This window comes from Streptomyces sp. SID4985 (genome assembly GCF_009863025.1).
Classification (GTDB): domain Bacteria; phylum Actinomycetota; class Actinomycetes; order Streptomycetales; family Streptomycetaceae; genus Streptomyces.
In genome coordinates, this window is sequence record NZ_WWIR01000719.1 from 1 (window position 1) to 17023 (window position 17023).

Sequence of the window (17023 nt, forward strand, 5' to 3'; positions counted from 1 at the left end):
GCCCGCGAGGGTCGCGTCCCGCACGGCCGCCAGCACCGCCCCCGCGCGGATCACCCGCGCGAGGTCGGCGAAGGACGGGTCCGCCCAGAGGGGCCCGGCTCGCCGGTAGCGGGCCGGGACCGGATCGTCCGCCGGGTACCAGCCCACCCCGAAACCGTCGGCGTTCACCGTCCCGTTGCGCTGCCGCCGGGGAGCCCACGCCTGCCGGTACAGGCTGTGCGCGGGCTCCACCAGCAGCGCACCGAGCGACAACTCCGGTCCGAGGTAAGCGAGATGACGGCACATCAGGCGGACTCCGCGTCGCGTGCGGTGCGGAACCCGGAGAAGATCTGCCGGCGGATCGGATAGTCCCAGTTGCGGAACGTGCCCCGGCAGGCCACCTGCCCCACGGCGAACGAACCGCCGCGCAGCACCTTGTACTCGGGGCCGAAGAACACCTCCGAGTACTCCTTGTACGGGAACACCGTGAAGCCCGGGTACGGTAGGAAGTCGCTCGACGTCCACTCCCACACGTCGCCGATCAACTGCCGTACGCCGTACGGTGATTCACCGGCCGGATAGCTTCCGGCGGGCGCGGGCCGCAGATGCCGCTGGCCCAGGTTGGCGTGGGCGGCCGTCGGGTCGTCGTCGCCCCAGGGGAAGCGCCGGGAGCGGCCGGTGCCGGGGTCGTGCCGGGCGGCCTTCTCCCACTCGGCCTCGGTGGGCAGCCGCCGCCCGGCCCAGCGGGCGTACGCGTCCGCCTCGTACCAGGACACGTGCAGCACCGGCTCGTCCGGCGGCACCGGCTCGGTGACGCCGAAGCGGCGCCTGAGCCACTGCCCGCCGTCCCGGTGCCAGTACAGCGGGGCGGTGACCGGGTGCTGCCGGATGTGTGCCCAGCCCTCCGGGCTCCACCAGCGCTCGGTGTCGTAGCCGCCGTCCTCGATGAACTCCTGGTACGCCGCGTTCGTCACCGGGGTGGTGTCGATCCAGTACGGCGCCACTTCCCGTACGTGCGCCGGGCGTTCGTTGTCCAGCGCCCAGGGCTCGGTGGAGGTGCCCATGGTGAACGGGCCGCCGGGGACCAGGACTTCGGGCGGACCGGTGAAGGGCGGCGACGGGTCGGGGTCGGGGGCGGTCAGGGCCTGGGGGCCGGTGCGGAGCTGATGGGTGATCAGCATCGTTTCGTCGTGCTGTTGTTCGTGCTGCGCGATCATCCCGAAGGCGAAGCCCGACTCGGTGAGCCGGTCGCCCTCGAAGTCCGCACCCTCCAGCAGGTCGAGGACCCGGCCGCGCACCTCGGCCGCGTACGCGCGCGCCTCCTCGGGCGCCAGCAGCGGCAGCGAGGGACGCTCGGAGCGCGGATGCTCGAAGGCGTCGTACAGGCCGTCGATCTCCGGCCGCATCGCCTCCCGGCCGCCGACCGCCCGCAGCAGCCACAGCTCCTCCTGGTTGCCGATGTGGGCGAGGTCCCACACCAGCGGGGACATCAGCGGCGAGACCTGGGCGGTCAGGTCGGGATCCTCGACACAGCTGGTCAGCAGCGTGGTCCGGGTGCGGGCGGTGACCAGCGAGGCGAGCGCGCGGGCCCGCAGCGTCTCCGGCCCCGCCTCGGGCGTCCCGGTCTCCTGGGCGGTCATGTGCGCGTGTCCTTCCTCCCGCGGGCCGGGCGGTGCGTGCCGCCCGAGCCGTCCAGCAGGTCGTCGGCGGGGCAGCGGCCCCGGGCGACATAGCGGTCCAGGTACCCGGCGACGGCGGCCACGACCTCCGGCTCGGCACCGAGCCGGGGCAGCGCCCGCAGCGCCGCCGTGAAGCAGGCGACGGCCGCCTCGCACAGCCCGGGATCGGCCATGCCCAGCCGGGCCGCGTCCGCCCACAGCGGGTTGTGCGGCGCGGGCAGGCCGTGGGCGCGTTCGGTCAGCGGCTTCACGGCCCGGTGCGCCGCCTCGGCGGCCTCCGGGTCGTCGAAGAGCGCCGCCGTCACCGCGAGCGGCACGATCCAGCCGTCGTCCCCGGGCTGCGCGTCGATCATGCGCAGCTCCAGATGACCGCGCGGTCTGACCGGCGGGAACAGGGTGGTCAGGTGGTAGTCGAGGTCCGCCCGGGTGGGCGGACGCGCGGCCCGCGAGCGGGTCCACTCGCGGAAGGTCAGCTGCTCGGGCACCTCCCAGGGCCCGTCGTCCCGGCGGACGCACATGACAGGGGAGTCCAGCACGTGCCGGGCCCAGTCGGCGCGCGGCTCGCCGTCGGTCGCCGGGGCACCGGCGCGGCCGGGCCCGATCTGCGCCCAGTACGACTGCCGGACGGACCGGCGGCCGGACGGACGCCCGTCGACCAGCGGGGAGTTGGCGAACGCGGCGACCAGGACCGGGCCGAGCCGGTGCGCCAGCCACCAGCGCTGCTCGTGGCCCAGCGGCCCCGGCTCCTCGTACCCGGCGTCCACGCACACCTGCACGGACGCCGAGGCGCGCATCATGTGCCGCCCGGCGGGGCCGGTGCGGTCCAGGCATGCCTCCATGGCGTCGTAGCGTGCTTCGCGCAGGAAGCGGGACGGGGTGTGCCAGGGGTGATGGCCCAGGCCGACCAGGGCGAGACCGTCGTCGGCGAGGACCGCGCGGACGGTGTCCAGATCGGCGGACACGGTGCCGACACACTCCATGAGCGAGCCGGCGGGCGGCGAACTCAGCTCCAGCTGGCCGCCGGGCTCGACGGTGAGCGCCGAGCGCAGGGGGACGGGACGCAGGGTGGCGTAGAGGGCGGCGAGACGTTCGGACGGGACCGGGTGGCGGGGGCGGCGCGGGTCCATGACCAGCCACTCCACCTCCACCCCGAGCGTGCGGGGCGGACCGGTCTTGAAGCAGATGCCCCGGATCAGGGCGTCGACCTCGGCTTCGGTGATCGCGGTGCGGTGATCCGTACAGTCACCGCAGTCGCTCAGCGAGTCAGACATGTCGGGATGCTCCTGTGGGATTCCACCATGTCGCCTGCCCGGCCTCCGGTGTGCCGGGCGGGCCTCGTCCCACCCAAGACCCTCGGACCGCATCGCACAAGGGTGCCCATCGGGACGTTCGGGATCGGTCATCTCCGCTTCCTCGCGCGTTTCCTCCCGTCCGGTTCTCGGGCCGCGGGGCCCCGGAAACTCCGTTGCGCCGCGAGAACAGCATCGCCCAGGATGACCGCATGAGCACGACGGGGGAGGCCGCGCGGGCGGCGTTCAGGGCGCTTACGGGGGTGGCGCCGTGAGCGCGCGCCTGCGCGGAGTGGCGACGGCGACCGAGCGGATCGTCGCCGAGGGGGAGTACACGCTGCCGGACGGCCGGAAGGTGCCGCTCGCGGACCTGATCGAGGCCGCCCGCGCCGGGACGCGGCTGCACGGCCCGGAGCCGGTCCAGGTGCCGTCACCGGCGGCGCTGAGCGACACGTTCTTCGAGGTCACGGGCGAGAGCAGCCTGGAGGCGGCCCGACGGCTGACCGGTGCGGGAGCCTCGGTGGCCGTCCTCAACTTCGCCTCCGCCCGCAATCCCGGCGGCGGCTATCTCAACGGCGCCCAGGCCCAGGAGGAGGCCCTGTGCCGCGCCTCCGCGCTGTACACCTGTCTGCTCCGGGCACCCGGCTACTACGACCACCACCGGGCGGACCGTGACCCCTTCTACTCCGACCGGGTGATCCACAGCCCGGCGGTGCCGGTCTTCCGCGACGACCGGGGACGCCTGCTGGCCGAGCCGTACACGGCCGGCTTCCTCACCTCGCCCGCCCCGAACGCGGGCGTGATCCGCCGCCAGGCTCCCGGGCGGACCGGCGAGATACCGGCCGCCCTCGCGCTGCGGGCCGAGCGGGTCCTGGAGACCGCCGCCGCCCACGGCCACCGGCACCTGGTGCTCGGTGCGTGGGGTTGCGGGGTCTTCCAGAACGACCCGGAACAGGTGGCGAACGCCTTCCGGACCCTGCTCGTGTCCGGCGGCCGGTTCACCGGGACCTTCGACCACGTGGTGTTCGGCGTCCTGGACCGCACGGCCGGGGCGACGGTGCGGAGCGCCTTCGAGCGGGTCTTCGCCGCCGAGGTGCGCCCCGGACCGTCACCCGAGGTGGCTCAGGTCCAGCCGTAGCGCTCGTACAGCCGCTGGCGGACCAGGTTGAACCGCATCCGGTCCAGCGCGCACGCCTCGCGGCGCATCCCGTTCTCGTGCAGCCGCAGCACCCGGTCGACGGCCACCCAGGAGTCGCGGTCCGAGCGGTCCCAGGGGCCCTGGCCTATCGCCACCCAGTCGCGGTGGCTGTCGTGCCGCTTGCTGGAGAGCTGCACGGCGAGGAAGGTGCCGGCCACCTCCCGGGCGACGACCAGCACGGGGCGGTCCTTGCCCCGGCCGTCGTTCTCCTCGAACGGCACCCAGGTCCAGACGATCTCGCCGGGATCGGGGTCGCCGTCGTGGGCGGGGGAGTACTCGGTGCGCACCCGGCCGATCTCGCGCGGGTCGGCCTCGGTGGTGGCGTGGGGGCCGTGACGGCCGGGAACGTTGTCATCGTTGTACGTGCTCACGCCACGCACCCTAGCCGAACTGCAACAACGCGAAGGGCGGCGGCCGTTCACGCCCTCGGAGGGCTACGGCCGCCGCCCGTCGGTCAGTTGTCCCCCTTGTCCCCGTCCACCGGAACCCGCGTCGCCGTCACCCCGTTGACCGAGGGTGAACCGGCGCCCGGTGCCTGGTTCTTGTGGTCCATCGTGGAGAGCAGCTGACGGGCGAGCCCGAGCCCCGTGCCGCCCATGGTGAGTGCCTTGGCGAACAACTCGCCCATGCCGTCGGCGCCGTTGAGCAGCACCATGTTGTCGACGTTGCCGAACGCGTCCGCGCCCGCCCGCACGATCTCCGGCCAGTTCTCGGCGAGTTGCTGGGCGACGACCGCCTCCTGGTTCTCGGCCAGGGCGGCCGCCCGCGCCTTGATGGCTTCCGCCTCCGCCAGACCCTTGGCCCGGGCGGCCTCGGCCTCCGCGAGACCCTTCGCCTGCGCGGCGGCGGCCTCCGCCTCACCGGTCGCGCGGGTGGCCGACGCGGTGGCGGCACCCCGGCTCTTGGTGGCCTCGGCCTCGGCTCCGGCGGCGGCCTTGACCCGGGTCGCCTCGGCGGCCGCCGCCAGTTCCGTCTCCTTCGCCTTGGCCTGGGCGGCCGAGATCCGCGCGTCGCGCTCGGCCTCGGCCAGCGTCCGCTTCTCGTACGCCTTGGCGTCCGCGGGCTTGCGGACGTCCGCCTGGAGCTGCTGCTCGCGGCGGTTGGCCTCCAGCTCCGCGACCCGGGTCTCCTGGACCACGACCTCCTGCCGCGCGGCCGCGTCCGCGAGCGGCCCGGCCTGCCGGGACTTCGCCGCCGCCTTGTCCCGCTCGGCCTGGTAACCGGCCTGGAGGATCTCGCTGTCCCGGGTGGCCTCGGCCATCCGGGCGTACGACTGCTGCTCGGCCTCGGTGGCGAGCCGGTTGGCCTCGGCCTGCGCGATGCGCGCGTCCCGCTGTACGGCGGCGGCGTGCGGCATCGCCAGGTTCTGGATGTACCCGGTCGGGTCCTCGATCTCGTGGATCTGGAGCGAGTCCACGATCAGACCCAGCTTCTCCATCTCCGTACCGCAGGCGGCCCGGGTCTGGCCGGTCAGCTTCTCCCGGTCGCGGATCATCTCCTCGACCGTCAACCCGCCCACGATGGAACGGAGATGACCGGCGAAGACGTTGTGCACCCGCTCCGACATCAGCTTCTGCTGGTCCAGGAAACGCCGGGCCGCGTTGGCGACCGACACATAGTCGTCGCCCACCTTGAAGATGACCACGCCCCGCACCTTCAGCGGGATGCCCTGCTGGGTCACGCAGTCCACGTGCAGCTCGGTCTCGTTCAGGTCCAGCGAGAGCTTGCGCACCGCTTGCACACCGGGCAGCACGAGCGTGCCGCGCCCCGTGACGATGCGGAAACCCATGCCCTCCTCGACACCCTCGGTACGGTGTCTGGACCCCGAGATGATGAGGGCCTCGTTGGGTTCCGCGACCCGCCACATCATCTTGAACACACCGATCAGGACGAGGACGGCGGCAACCGCCGCCCCCGCAACGACGCCGACGATCATCGGCAAACGCCCCCTTGACATGGTGCCCTTGACGGCACCGGACGAAGGGAGTGTGCACCTGCGCGGGTACGGGGAGAAGACCCCGGCGGAGCCTTGTCACAATCTTGACGAACAGGGCTCTCACCTGGGGCGGGGCGCGCTCAACCGTCGTACGCGGGCGTGACGTAGACCGTGCGCGGCGGCAGGTGTTCCACCACCATGACCACGGCGCCGGGCTCGATCCGGGTGCCGCTGTCGGCCGCGTACGCGAGGAAGTGCTCGGCGCCGCCGCGCACCCGGACGATCACCTCGCCGACCAGCCCCGGGCCGACCGTTCCCGTCACCCGTCCCATCAGCCCGACCATCGACGCATCGCCCATGTGCACAGGGTAAGCGCGGAGAGGCGCGGTCCGAGTGGGGCCTACCGGTTCAACCTCCGGCCCGCGCCTACCGGTTCAACAGGCGCCGCAGCCAGTCGAATCGGGCCGCGCGGGCGGTGCGGGACAGCGCGGTCTTCGGCGCCAGGCCGTCGAAGCCGTGGAACCCGCCCGGCCAGACGTGGAGTTCGGCCACTCCGCCGCAGCCCCAGATGCGGGAGGCGTAGGCCACCACCTCGTCCCGGAAGGTCTCCGCCGAGCCCACGTCCAGGAAGGCCGGGGGCAGCCGGGTGAGGTCGGTCGCGCGGGCCGGGGCGGCGTACGGCGGGACGTCGGGGCCGCCCCGGCGCTCGCCGAGCAGCGCCGACCAGCCGGTCTCGTTGGCGGAGCGGTCCCACACGTCCACCCCGGCCATCTGGTGGCTGGAGCCGGTGTCGTTGCGGTCGTCCAGCATCGGGTACATCAGCAACTGGCCGAGTACGGGCGGGCCTTGGCGGTCGCGGAGCAGCAGCGCGAGCGCCGCCGTGAGACCGCCGCCCGCGCTGGCGCCCGCGAGGACGATCCGGTCCGGGTCGCCGCCGAGGTCCTCCGCGTTCCGCGCGGTCCACAGGAACCCGGCGTACACGTCCTCCACCGGTGCGGGATAGGGGTGTTCGGGGGCGAGCCGGTACTCCACGGAGACGACCACCGCGCCGCCGAGATCGCGCGCCCAGTGCAGCGGGGCGTCCACCCCGGCCCGGTTGGTGCCGAGGACCATGCCACCGCCGTGGACGTGGTAGATCACCGGCAGCCGGGCGCCGGGGGCGGCGTCGGCGGGGCGGCAGATCAGCAGGGAGATGTCCGGTGCCCCCTCGGGTCCGGGCACCGTGCGGTCCTCCGCGACGAAGGCGCCGCCGAGCGTGACGTCCAGCAGGTCCGGGGGTACGGCCTCGGCGGTCTGCCGCGCGGCGGCGATCCCGTCCGGGGTGAGGGGCGGGGCGTCCTTGAACGGTTCGAGCACGGGGGCGAGTTCCGGGTCGAACGGGGGCGGCTCCGGACGCATGGGGTCTCCTCGGGCTCGGGTGACGGGATGTGGCTCCGTCTGCCCATGGTCCGCCGTTTCGCGCATGCGGGACGACTCCGGGGCGGCGCGGACGTCGGGGGCGGCCCGGGTGCGACCTGGGTACGGCCCGGGGCGGAGTGCGCATACGGCCCCGGAACAGTGCGGAAGGGGGCCGGAGCCATCATGGCTCCGGCCCCCCTGCAGGGCTGCTCTGGCTCAGGCGGCCAGGATCTCGCCCGCGCTGCCGTGCAGGCGCGTGACGACCTCGGACAGCTGGGCGGCGACCTCGGCGTCGTCGACCGGGTGGGTCTCGGCGAAGCGGGTCACGGAGCCGGGGATCGAGAGCTTGATGTCCTCGATGACCTTGCCACCGGCGATGCCCACGGCCTTGCGGGCGTCGTCCTGGGCCCACACGCCGCCGTACTGGCCGAAGGCGGTGCCGATGACGGCGACGGGCTTGCCGGTGAAGGCGCCGGCGCCGTACGGGCGGGACAGCCAGTCGATGGCGTTCTTCAGGACGGCCGGGATGGTGCCGTTGTACTCGGGGGCGAAGAGCAGGAACGCGTCGGCGGCCTGGGCGGCCTCGCGCAGCTTGACGGCGGCGGCCGGAACCTGGCCCTCGACGTCCAGGTCCTCGTTGTAGAACGGGACGTCGGCGAGGCCCTCGAAGATCTCGACCTCGGCGCCCTCGGGGGCGAGCTTGGCGGCGGCCTCGGCGAGCTGGCGGTTGTGCGAACCGGCGCGGAGGCTGCCGACGAGCGCGAGGATGCGTACGGACATGGGAGTACTCCAAGGGGGTGGCTGAAACACGCTTGAAACGATCCGGACCGAGGTCCGTTTAGATTTCTACCACCCTAACCGGACCAGGGTCCAGTTTTGTTCCCCATGCTTTACGCTGTCTTCATGTCCAGCGCTCTGCCGCCCTGTCCGCAACCCGAGGACCCCTTCGACGAGCCCCAGTTGCTGGAGGTGGGCCCCGCCCCGGCCGCCGACGAGCCGTGTCTGCGCGCCGACGCGGCCCGCAACCGGGCGCGGCTGCTGGAGGCGGCCTCCCGGCTGATCGCCGAGCACGGAGCGGCCGGGGTGACCATGGAGGCGGTGGCGGCCGCGGCCAAGGTCGGCAAGGGCACCGTGTTCCGTCGCTTCGGCGACCGCACCGGACTGCTGACCGCGCTGCTCGACCACTCCGCGCGCACGCTCCAGGAGGACTTCCTCGCCGGTCCGCCCCCGCTCGGCCCCGGCGCACCGCCCCTGGAGCGGCTGCGCGCCTTCGGTGTGGCCGTCCTCTACCGCTCGGCGGAGCAGCTGGACCTGCAGCTGGCGGCCCAGCCGGACCCGGGGCGCCGCTACAAGCACCCCTCCGCGCAGGCGCTGCGCACCCACGTCACGATGCTGCTGCGCCGCCTCGTCCCCGACGCCGACTGCGAGCTCCTCGCCCAGCCGCTCCTGGCCTACCTCGACCCCGCGCTGATCCACCACCTCACCCGCCAGTGCGGGATGCCGATGGAGCGGCTGGAGACGGGCTGGCTGGACCTGGTGGACCGGCTGACGGGCCAGCGGGGCTGAACACCAGTTCCAGCCCCGCACCTCCGTGCCCCGGGGCCTCAGCCCTCGGCCCCCGTGAACATCGCCGTCAGCACCTGGGCGGAGTCCTCGCGGAACAGGAGCCGCCCCTGCTGCGCGGAGTCGGTCGCGGAGGCTTCCGCGCGCCCGAACATCTCCGTCTCGTAGGCGGTCAGGGCGGCCTCCGTGTCGCCGGGGTGGGCGGCCAGGGCGAGGCCCAGTTCGGCGCCGTCCAGGAGGGCGAGGTTGGCGCCCTCGCCCGCGAACGGGGACATCAGATGGGCGGCGTCGCCGAGGAGGGTGACACCGGGGACGCGGTCCCAGCGCAGGCCGACCGGCAGGGCGTGGATCCGGCGCGGCACCAGCGCGCCCTCCGCGTCCCGCACCAGCGCCTTCAGGGTGTCGTCCCAGCCGTCGAACTCCTTGAGCACCGCGTCCTTGGCCGCCTCGGTGTCCGTGAAGTCGATGCCGTCGAGCCAGTCCTCCGGCGCCTCGACGGCCGTGTAGACGTGCAGCCCGCCGTCCGTCTCGCGGTGCGCGAGGAAGCCCCGCCCGGCGCCCAGCGCGAACAGCATCCCGGCGCCGATCACCCCGGCGCTCACCGGATGCCGCTCGTCCGCCTCGGGCAGGTCCGTCTCCACGAACGAGATCCCGGCGTACGCGGGCACCGCGTCCGTGACCAGCGGGCGTATCCGCGACCAGGCGCCGTCCGCGCCGACCAGCAGGTCGGTGGTGAAGACACCGCCGTCCGCGAGCGTGACCTCGTGCCGTCCGCCGCCGAGCGGCCGCGCCCCGGTCACCTTCGCGCCCCAGCGGATCGTGCCCTGCGGCAGCGAGCCGAGGAGCAGGTCGCGCAGGTCGCCCCGGTCGATCTCGGGGCGGCCGCCCTCGCCGTCGTCCGGCGCGTCGTGGTGCACTACGGCGTGCCGGTCCAGGACGCGGGTCGCCTCGCCACCCCGGTGCACCCGGGCGAGGAACTCCTCGTGCAGCCCGGCCGCGCGCAGTGCGTTCTGCCCGGACTCCTCGTGGATGTCGAGCATCCCGCCCTGGGTGCGCGCCTCGGGCGAGGCGTCGAGGTCGAACAGGGCCGCCTCGACGCCGCGGGTGTGCAGCACCCGGGCGAGCGTGAGCCCGCCGAGCCCGGCGCCGACGACGGCGATCGGGTGGTGGGGTACGGGAGCGGATGCGGTCATGGTGGCCTCCTGGGGGCTCACTCGGGTACGGCGGTGCGCTCGATGCCGTTGATCAGGGTCTGGAAGGCCCACGACACGCGGTTCTCGGGCGTGCCCGAGAGCAGGACGTGGGCGGCCGCCGCGATGTGCGGACGGGTGGGGTCCTCGGCCGCCCGGCGCAGTACGCCGATCAGCTCCTCCCACTCCTCCGGGCTGTCGCCCCCGGCGTGTTCGGCGGCGGTCGCGACGGCGTGCTGGAGCAGCAGATCGACACCCCAGGCGGCCTGTGCGCGCGGCACCCCGCCCTCGTCGAGCAGGGCGAGCAGGGTCTCGATCAGATTCAGGTAGTGCGGGCCGCGCGGCCGGGCGGTGAGCGCCGCGCGGGCCAGCTCCGGGTGGGCGAGGAGCATGCCGGTGCAGGCGACGAGCACATGCTCGAGGCGCTCGCGCCAGGTGCCCCCCTCCGGGGCCGGGGGGACGGTGCCGAGCAGTTCGTCCAGGACGGCGGCGTGCAGCTCGTCCGTGTTGCGCACGTAGACGTACAGCGAGGCGGGGCCCGTGTCCAGCTCCTGTGCCAGCCGCCGCATGGTCACCTTGCGCAGCCCTTCGGTACGCATCACGGCCACGGCGGTCGCGACGACGACCTCACGGCTGAGCGCGGGCTTCGCGGGGCGCTCGCGGCGGGAACGGGGGGAGTGCTGGGGAGAAGCGGGCATGAGCCGCAGCGTAACGAACATGTTCGTCACGAACAAGTTCGTAGCGAACGCGTTCGTAAATCGTCGTGCGAGGCCCCCCGTTCTCGTCCGGTTCTGTACGACCTCGCCCCGCCCGAAGCGGCCCCCGGCGCCTCTGCCAGGATGCGTTCCGTCATGGTGCAGATACCGAACACGCCCACGAGCGCGGACGTCGCCCGCCTGGCCGGGGTCTCCCGCGCGACCGTGTCCTACGTCCTCAACGACACCGGCGCCGTGCGTATCAGCGAGCCGACGCGCCTCCGTGTGCGCGAGGCCGCGCGCGAACTCGGCTACGTCCCGCACGCGGCCGCGCGCACCCTGCGCGCCGGGCACAGCCGGATGGTCGTGATGCCCGCCCCCGCCGTCCCGGCGGGCCCGCTGCACAGCCGCTTCCTCGGTGAACTCCAGTCCGCCCTCGGCCGCCTCGACTACACCGTCGTCCAGTACGGCGCCCTCGGCCTCCAGGACGACGAATCCGCCCGCGCCTGGGCCGAGTTACGCCCCGTCGCCGTACTGATCCCCGGCACCGGACCCGGCCCGAAGGGTGTCGAGGTCCTCAAGCGCGCCGGAGCCCGCGCCGTGGTGACCCTCGGCCCCGGCCGCGTCCAGGGGGCGCACGCCCTGCTCATGGACCACGCGGTCGTCGGCCGCCGGGCGGGCGCGCATCTGCACGCGAGGGGAAGACGCCGTATCGGGGTGGTCGTCCCGGAGGACCGGGCCCTGGACGTGTTCTCCCGCCCGCGCCTGGCGGGCGTGCGCGAGGCGCTGCGCGGCACGGACGCCACCGTCACCGAACTCCCGCTGGATTACACCGAGTCGGCCGCCGCCCGGCTCGCGGACCGATGGCCCGGCCTGGACGCGGTCTTCGCCTACGACGACGAATACGCGATGCTCCTCATGCGCGCGCTGGAGGACGCGGGACTGCGCGTCCCCGTCGAGGTGGCCGTAGTCGGCGCCGGGGACCTCATGCTCGGCAGACTGCTGCGCCCCCGGCTCAGCACCGTCCGCCTGGACGTGCCCTCGGGGCACGAGCTGGCCGCGTTCGTGGACGGCGTCGTACGCGACCCCGGGCGGGAACCCGGGGTCCGCGCGGTCCTGAACGCCTCACTGATCCACCGCGACTCCAGCTGACCCGCACCAGGCGAGTCAACTCCCTTCGCGGCGGCCGGAGTTGCCGGGGCCTACTGCTGCCCCGCCTCCCCCTGCTCCTCCTGCTCCGCGATGTCCTTGCGCACCTCGTCCATGTTCAGCTCGCGGGCCTGCTTGATGATGTCGACGAGGGCCGGCTCGGGCAGCGCGCCCGGCTGGGCGTAGACCGCCACCTGGTCCCGGACGATCATCAGCGTCGGGATCGACTGGATGCCGAACGCCTGGGCCAGCTCCGGCTGGGCCTCGGTGTCCACCTTGGCGAACACCAGGTCGGGATTCTCCGCCGCGGCCTTGTCGTAGACCGGCGCGAACTGCTTGCAGGGGCCGCACCAGTCCGCCCAGAAGTCGATGAGGACGAACTCGTTGTCCTGCACCGTCTGGTCGAAGTTCTCCTTGGTCAGCTCCACGGTGTTGCCGCTCATGGCATCTCCCTCTTCCTGGTGTGGGGGTGCTGCCCTCGGCACAAACACGCCCTCCGGTCCGGCTATTCCGCCGCACATCTCACCCGTACCCGCAGAAACCGCACCCGTACCGGCCCGGTCCCCACCCGCGGGCGCCGGACCCGCGCGCGTACCGTGTGGCCCCCGCGCCCGCCACCCACCACACTGGGCGCATGACGGAAACGGAAGCCATCGCGTACGACGTCGTGGTGCTCGGGGCCGGGCCCGTGGGGGAGAACGTCGCCGACCGGACCCGCGCGGCCGGTCTGTCCACCGCCGTGGTGGAGAGCGAACTCGTCGGCGGCGAGTGCTCGTACTGGGCCTGCATGCCGAGCAAGGCGCTGCTCAGGCCGGTCATCGCCCAGGCCGACGCCCGCCGCCTGCCCGGACTGGCCGAGGCGGTGCGCGGCCCGCTCGACACGTCCGCCGTGCTCGCCCGCCGGGACGGGTTCGCCTCGCACTGGAAGGACGACGGCCAGGTGGGCTGGCTGGAGGGCGTCGGGGCCGACCTCTACCGGGGCCGGGGCCGTCTCGCCGGGCCGCGCACGGTCACCGTGACCGCCTCGGACGGCACGGTCACCACGCTCACCGCCCGGCAGGCGGTCGTCGTCGCCACCGGAACCCGCGCCAGGCTCCCGGGGCTGCCCGGACTCGCCGAGGTCGAGCCGTGGACCAGCCGCGAGGCCACCAGCGCCCAGCAAGCACCCGGCAGTCTGATCGTCGTCGGCGGCGGAGTCGTCGCCACCGAGATGGCCACCGCCTGGCAGGCCCTCGGCTCCCGGGTCACCCTGCTCGTCCGGGGCGAGCGGCTGCTCGGCCGCATGGAGCCCTTCGCCGGGGAGCTGGTCGCCAAGGCCCTCACCGAGGCGGGCGCCGACATCCGCACGCACACGTCCGTCGCGTCCGTCACGCGGGAGAACGGCAAGGTCGTGGCCGTCACGGACGGCGGCGAGCGCATCGAGGCCGACGAGATCCTCTTCGCCACCGGGCGCGCCCCGCAGACGGACGACATCGGGCTCGACACCGTGGATCTGGAGCCGGGTGGCTGGCTGGAGGTGGACGACACCCTGCGCGTCCCGGACACCGACTGGCTGTACGCGGTCGGTGATGTCAACGGGCGCGCCCTCCTCACCCACCAGGGCAAGTACCAGGCCCGGATCGCGGGCGCCGCCATCGCGGCCCGCGCGGCGGGCGTGCCGCTCCAGGACGAGCCCTGGGGCGCGCACGCGGCCACCGCCGACCACTACGCCGTGCCCCAGGTCGTCTTCACCGACCCCGAGGCCGCCGCCGTCGGCCTCTCGCTGGCCGAGGCGGAGGAGGCGGGGCACCGGGTCCGCGCCGTGGACGTGGACTTCGGCTCGGTCGCGGGCGCCTCGCTCTACGGCGACGACTACACCGGCCGCGCCCGCATGGTGGTCGACCTGGAGGAGGGCATCCTGCGGGGCGTCACCTTCGTCGGCCCCGGCGCGGGCGAGCTCGTGCACTCCGGGACGGTCGCCGTCGCCGGCCGGGTACCGCTCGACCGGCTCTGGCACGTGGTCCCGCCGTTCCCGACGCTGGGCGAGGTGTGGCTGCGGCTGCTTGAGGCGTACCGCGACAACTAGCCTCGCCGGTCAGGGGAGTTCAAAGCCCAGCACCTTCGCCGCGGTCCCGGGCGTCGGCTGGGCCCACAGGGCGGCGGCCGCCTCGTTGGTGGACAGCGAGCGCGGCTCCGCGCGGTCCAGGTAGAGGGTGCCGTCCAGGTGGTCCGTCTCGTGCTGCACGATCCGGGCGGGCCACCCCGAGACCTCCTCGTCCAGCGCGCGGCCCCGCTCGTCCTGCCCGCGCAGCCGCACCCGCGCGTGCCGGGCCACGACCGCCTGGTAGCCGGGCACGCTGAGGCAGCCCTCGTAGAACGCGGCGAGCTCCGGCCCGGCGGCCTCGTACGACGGATTGACCAGCACCCGGAACGGCAGCGGCACCCGGCCCCGGGCCGCCGCGATCTCCTCGGGGATCGTCGCCGGGTCCTCCAGCACCGCGATCCGCAGGGGCACCCCCACCTGCGGGGCGGCCACGCCGACCCCGGGAGCGGCGTGCATGGTCACGCGCAGCGCCGCCACGAACCGCTCCAGGAGGGCGGGGGAGAGCTGCCCCTCGTACGGTTCGGCGGGGCGGCGCAGGACGGGATGGCCGGCCGTGACGATGGGCAACGGGCCACCGGCGGCGAGGAGTTCCTCGATCCGCTCGGCCAGGGGCGGGTGATCGCTGGGGAGTGGCATCCGGTCAGGATGCCACGGCGGCACACACGCGGGCCCGGCGTGGGCGACAACGCCCGCGCCGGGCCCGGGAGAACCGTGCTGTTCCGTTCGTTCGGCAGGGCGTCGCCCGCCGGTCACTCCTGCGGGAAGTCGCCCGCGAGCGCGGACGCGATCCGCAGGTGCGGCTCCGCCTCCGTGTGCCGCGCCTGGCGTTCGAGCGTGCGGCCCAGCATCAGTCGGGCGTAGTGCTCCACCGGGTCGCGCTCCACGATGGTCCGCAGCTCCGCCTCCGCGCGGCCGAGCTGCGCGGAGTGGTAGTAGGCGCGGGCCAGCAGCAGCCGGGGCGCGGTCTGCTCCGGCACCTCCTCGACCAGGCCGGCGAGGACCTTCGCGGCGCGCGCGTAGTCCTTGGCGTCGAAGAACATGCCCGCCCGCTCCCAGCGCTCGGCGAGGGTGCCGTGGTCGTAGTACGTGGTGTCCACTGGTGACCTCCTTCGCCGGGTACAACCCACCGGGGTTGTTGAATATTTCACTACATTGCGCGGTGACACGTGACGGTCGTCACGCGGGGCGTCAGCCGGTGATGGACTTCAGCTCCTCCTCGGTCAGCGGGGCCTGCGACAGGAACGGCCGCTTGGGGCCGAAGAGCATCGGGACGAGCATGTCGGGGGAGAAGAGGCGGGTCGCGGGCTTCTCCAGGCTCATCACGTCGAGGAGCGCCCCGAGGGCGCGCGGATTGCGGGCGCCGGTGGCGACGGCGCGGTCCACGAAGGCCGCGAGGGCGCGCTCGGCGCGGTTCGGCGGACGGTCGCTCGCGCCCGGGTAGAACACGTCCTGCCCGATGGCCAGGTCCCACGCGGCGGCGACCGGGCGCGTCACCGCGCGCTGCAGCCGCCGCCCGGTGCCGGGGCGGGCGAGCCCGCCGGTGCCGGTCAGCGTGCCGAGCGCGAGGGCGCTCTGGGCGGCGACCGTGATGCCGTGCCCGTAGACGGGGTTGTAGCCCGCCACGGCGTCCCCGGTCACCACGAAACCGTCGGGCCACGCGCGCAGCTTCTCGAAGTAGCGGCGCCGGTTGGCGGTGCTGCGGGTGGTCACGACCTCCCCGAGCGGCTCGGCGTCGCGGATCAGCTCCCCGATGACCGGATCGCCGAGCTTCAGCGCGAAATCGGTGAACTCGGCCGGATCGCCGGTGGGTTCACCGCCCCGGGTGCCCGAGAGCGTGACGATCCAGCGGCCGTCCTCGATGGGCAGGATGATGCCGCCGCGCCCCGGCGCCTTCGCGGGGTTCGCCTGCACGTTGACGAGCGGGAAGGGCAGCTCCAGGCTTCCGGCGGGGGCGCGGAACAGCCGCGTGGCGTAGGCGACCCCGGCGTTCACCTCGCGCTCCACGACCTCGGGAAGCCCCAACTCCCCGAGCCAGCGCGGCGCCCGGGAGCCCCGGCCCGACGCGTCGACCACCAGATCGGCGGCCAGCGTCTCCTCGCCGTACCGCCCCTCCGTGCGCACGCGGACGCCGGTGACACGTGCCGCCTCTCCCGCGAGACCGAGTGCGGTGGTGCCCTGACGCAGTGTCAGGCGCGGATCGGCGAGGACGCGTTCGCGGAGCACGCCGTCCAACAGGTCGCGCGAGCACACCAGGTTGCGGTGGTGGGTGGCGGTGAAGCGGCGGAACCAGACCTCGTTGGGGGCGCGGGACACCATCTCGGCCATGATGGGCACCAGGCGTGCCCCCCGCTCCACCAGCTCCTCCACGAACCCCGGCAGCAGCTCCCGGAACGCGAGTACCCCGCCCCACCAGACCAGATGCGCGTGCCGGGCCTGGGGAACGCCCCGGCGCGGCGCGAGACCCGCGGGCAGCGTGTCCCGCTCGATCACGGTCACGTCGGCGTGCTCGACGAGTGCCGCCGCCGCGAGGAGGCCGCCGATACTGGCGCCGATGACGACAGCGGTGGGCCGGGGAACATCAGACATGGGTGCTCATGCTTTCTTCGGGAATCACCCGTCGGCGGACGGGGTCGATGATCCGTGCGCGGTGGAACACACGGGAGATGGCCTCGATCTCGTCCTCGTCGCCGCCGATCCGCACGGGGTCCGCGGAGCGGGCGGGACCGGCGCCCCGGCGGCCGTCCGGGGCCGGGTCGCTCAGGGCTCGGTCGCCCGGAGTGGGCGTGGCCGGGGATTGCGGGGACGGGGGTTGCGTGGACGGAGTGGGCGCGGCCGGGGGTTGCGCGGGCGGGGTGTGCGCCGCC

17 protein-coding genes and 2 pseudogenes are annotated in these 17023 nt (G+C 74.0%); 4 read left to right on the top strand and 15 right to left on the bottom strand.

The genetic code is table 11. From position 1 onward, the window contains the following. From GTW40_RS32020 to egtA, 3 genes and pseudogenes are all read right to left on the bottom strand, one after another. A pseudogene (locus tag GTW40_RS32020) lies at positions 1-285 on the bottom strand (class II glutamine amidotransferase); the annotation flags it as partial. Beyond that, positions 285-1619 (bottom strand): ergothioneine biosynthesis protein EgtB, encoded by a 1335-nt coding sequence (egtB, locus tag GTW40_RS32025; protein WP_161183635.1) that lies wholly within the window; start codon positions 1617-1619, stop codon positions 285-287. The pseudogene GTW40_RS32020 and the gene egtB, both read right to left, overlap by 1 nt. Continuing rightward, positions 1616-2929 carry an ergothioneine biosynthesis glutamate--cysteine ligase EgtA gene (gene egtA / locus GTW40_RS32030; protein WP_161183636.1) on the bottom strand — a complete coding sequence of 438 codons (1314 nt, stop codon included), beginning with the start codon at positions 2927-2929 and terminating at the stop codon, positions 1616-1618. Before egtA ends, egtB begins: the two co-directional genes overlap by 4 nt. A 289-nt stretch (positions 2930-3218) precedes the next feature. Here egtA and GTW40_RS32035 point away from each other — a divergent pair, with 289 nt between their 5' ends. Beyond that, positions 3219-4085 carry a TIGR02452 family protein gene (locus tag GTW40_RS32035; protein ID WP_161183637.1) on the top strand — a complete coding sequence of 289 codons (867 nt, stop codon included), beginning with the start codon at positions 3219-3221 and terminating at the stop codon, positions 4083-4085. Here GTW40_RS32035 and GTW40_RS32040 read toward each other — a convergent pair. The 5 genes from GTW40_RS32040 to GTW40_RS32060 form a co-directional block, all read right to left on the bottom strand. Beyond that, positions 4070-4516, bottom strand: coding sequence for a type II toxin-antitoxin system PemK/MazF family toxin (locus GTW40_RS32040; RefSeq protein WP_161183638.1), 447 nt, complete (start codon positions 4514-4516; stop codon positions 4070-4072). The two genes, GTW40_RS32035 and GTW40_RS32040, sit on opposite strands and share 16 nt — an antisense overlap. Before the next feature lie 83 nt (positions 4517-4599). Then, positions 4600-6081 carry a flotillin family protein gene (locus GTW40_RS32045; RefSeq protein ID WP_237525872.1) on the bottom strand — a complete coding sequence of 494 codons (1482 nt, stop codon included), beginning with the start codon at positions 6079-6081 and terminating at the stop codon, positions 4600-4602. Between the two features lie 140 nt (positions 6082-6221). Beyond that, a complete protein-coding gene (locus tag GTW40_RS32050) occupies positions 6222-6440 on the bottom strand; it encodes a hypothetical protein (RefSeq protein WP_202486703.1) in 219 nt (72 codons plus the stop codon). A gap of 67 nt (positions 6441-6507) precedes the next feature. Beyond that, positions 6508-7479, bottom strand: coding sequence for an alpha/beta hydrolase (locus GTW40_RS32055; RefSeq protein ID WP_161183640.1), 972 nt, complete (start codon positions 7477-7479; stop codon positions 6508-6510). Positions 7480-7695: 216 nt separating this feature from the next. Beyond that, positions 7696-8259, bottom strand: a complete 564-nt coding sequence (locus tag GTW40_RS32060; protein ID WP_161183641.1) for an NAD(P)H-dependent oxidoreductase — start codon at positions 8257-8259, stop codon at positions 7696-7698. A gap of 105 nt (positions 8260-8364) precedes the next feature. Here GTW40_RS32060 and GTW40_RS32065 point away from each other — a divergent pair, with 105 nt between their 5' ends. Beyond that, positions 8365-9045: a TetR/AcrR family transcriptional regulator gene (locus GTW40_RS32065; protein ID WP_202486704.1), complete on the top strand. Its 681-nt coding sequence runs from the start codon at positions 8365-8367 to the stop codon at positions 9043-9045. A gap of 38 nt (positions 9046-9083) precedes the next feature. Here the strand turns inward: GTW40_RS32065 and GTW40_RS32070 are convergent, their stop codons facing one another. Then, complete coding sequence (locus tag GTW40_RS32070) at positions 9084-10235, bottom strand: NAD(P)/FAD-dependent oxidoreductase (RefSeq protein ID WP_161183642.1); 1152 nt, start codon at positions 10233-10235, stop codon at positions 9084-9086. 17 nt (positions 10236-10252) lie between these two features. Further along, positions 10253-10930, bottom strand: a complete 678-nt coding sequence (locus GTW40_RS32075; protein ID WP_161183643.1) for a TetR/AcrR family transcriptional regulator C-terminal domain-containing protein — start codon at positions 10928-10930, stop codon at positions 10253-10255. Positions 10931-11083: 153 nt separating this feature from the next. On the opposite strand from GTW40_RS32075, the gene GTW40_RS32080 reads away from it, so the two are divergent. Continuing rightward, complete coding sequence (locus GTW40_RS32080; RefSeq protein WP_161183644.1) at positions 11084-12079, top strand: LacI family DNA-binding transcriptional regulator; 996 nt, start codon at positions 11084-11086, stop codon at positions 12077-12079. 50 nt (positions 12080-12129) lie between these two features. Here GTW40_RS32080 and trxA read toward each other — a convergent pair whose 3' ends face one another. Continuing rightward, the gene (gene trxA / locus GTW40_RS32085; protein WP_161183645.1) at positions 12130-12519 is read right to left on the bottom strand and encodes a thioredoxin; all 390 of its coding nucleotides are present in this window, start codon (positions 12517-12519) and stop codon (positions 12130-12132) included. Positions 12520-12710: 191 nt separating this feature from the next. Here trxA and GTW40_RS32090 point away from each other — a divergent pair, with 191 nt between their 5' ends. Next, positions 12711-14141 carry an NAD(P)/FAD-dependent oxidoreductase gene (locus tag GTW40_RS32090; protein WP_161183646.1) on the top strand — a complete coding sequence of 477 codons (1431 nt, stop codon included), beginning with the start codon at positions 12711-12713 and terminating at the stop codon, positions 14139-14141. 9 nt (positions 14142-14150) lie between these two features. On the opposite strand, the gene GTW40_RS32095 is transcribed toward GTW40_RS32090, so the two are convergent. The 4 genes and pseudogenes from GTW40_RS32095 to GTW40_RS32110 all read right to left on the bottom strand — a co-directional run. After that, positions 14151-14795 (bottom strand): peptide deformylase, encoded by a 645-nt coding sequence (locus tag GTW40_RS32095; protein ID WP_161183647.1) that lies wholly within the window; start codon positions 14793-14795, stop codon positions 14151-14153. A gap of 113 nt (positions 14796-14908) precedes the next feature. Further along, positions 14909-15256, bottom strand: coding sequence for a tetratricopeptide repeat protein (locus GTW40_RS32100; RefSeq protein WP_161183648.1), 348 nt, complete (start codon positions 15254-15256; stop codon positions 14909-14911). Positions 15257-15347: 91 nt separating this feature from the next. Then, entirely contained in the window at positions 15348-16745 is a 1398-nt protein-coding gene (locus tag GTW40_RS32105) for an FAD-dependent oxidoreductase (protein WP_161183649.1), read from the bottom strand. Continuing rightward, positions 16738-17023 (bottom strand): annotated as a pseudogene (locus tag GTW40_RS32110) (hypothetical protein); the annotation flags it as partial. The gene GTW40_RS32105 and the pseudogene GTW40_RS32110, both read right to left, overlap by 8 nt.

Excerpts from the sequence above, each read along its gene's own strand:
- trxA (WP_161183645.1), bottom strand. The coding sequence starts at position 12,519 with ATGAGCGGCAACACCGTGGAGCTGACCAAGGAGAACTTCGACCAGACG.
- GTW40_RS32045 (WP_237525872.1), bottom strand. The coding sequence starts at position 6,081 with ATGATCGTCGGCGTCGTTGCGGGGGCGGCGGTTGCCGCCGTCCTCGTC.
- egtA (WP_161183636.1), bottom strand. The coding sequence starts at position 2,929 with ATGTCTGACTCGCTGAGCGACTGCGGTGACTGTACGGATCACCGCACC.
- GTW40_RS32080 (WP_161183644.1), top strand. The coding sequence starts at position 11,084 with ATGGTGCAGATACCGAACACGCCCACGAGCGCGGACGTCGCCCGCCTG.
- GTW40_RS32075 (WP_161183643.1), bottom strand. The coding sequence starts at position 10,930 with ATGCCCGCTTCTCCCCAGCACTCCCCCCGTTCCCGCCGCGAGCGCCCC.
- GTW40_RS32070 (WP_161183642.1), bottom strand. The coding sequence starts at position 10,235 with ATGACCGCATCCGCTCCCGTACCCCACCACCCGATCGCCGTCGTCGGC.
- GTW40_RS32055 (WP_161183640.1), bottom strand. The coding sequence starts at position 7,479 with ATGCGTCCGGAGCCGCCCCCGTTCGACCCGGAACTCGCCCCCGTGCTC.
- GTW40_RS32065 (WP_202486704.1), top strand. The coding sequence starts at position 8,365 with ATGCTTTACGCTGTCTTCATGTCCAGCGCTCTGCCGCCCTGTCCGCAA.
- GTW40_RS32050 (WP_202486703.1), bottom strand. The coding sequence starts at position 6,440 with ATGGGCGATGCGTCGATGGTCGGGCTGATGGGACGGGTGACGGGAACG.
- GTW40_RS32060 (WP_161183641.1), bottom strand. The coding sequence starts at position 8,259 with ATGTCCGTACGCATCCTCGCGCTCGTCGGCAGCCTCCGCGCCGGTTCG.
- GTW40_RS32090 (WP_161183646.1), top strand. The coding sequence starts at position 12,711 with ATGACGGAAACGGAAGCCATCGCGTACGACGTCGTGGTGCTCGGGGCC.
- egtB (WP_161183635.1), bottom strand. The coding sequence starts at position 1,619 with ATGACCGCCCAGGAGACCGGGACGCCCGAGGCGGGGCCGGAGACGCTG.
- GTW40_RS32105 (WP_161183649.1), bottom strand. The coding sequence starts at position 16,745 with ATGTCTGATGTTCCCCGGCCCACCGCTGTCGTCATCGGCGCCAGTATC.
- GTW40_RS32095 (WP_161183647.1), bottom strand. The coding sequence starts at position 14,795 with ATGCCACTCCCCAGCGATCACCCGCCCCTGGCCGAGCGGATCGAGGAA.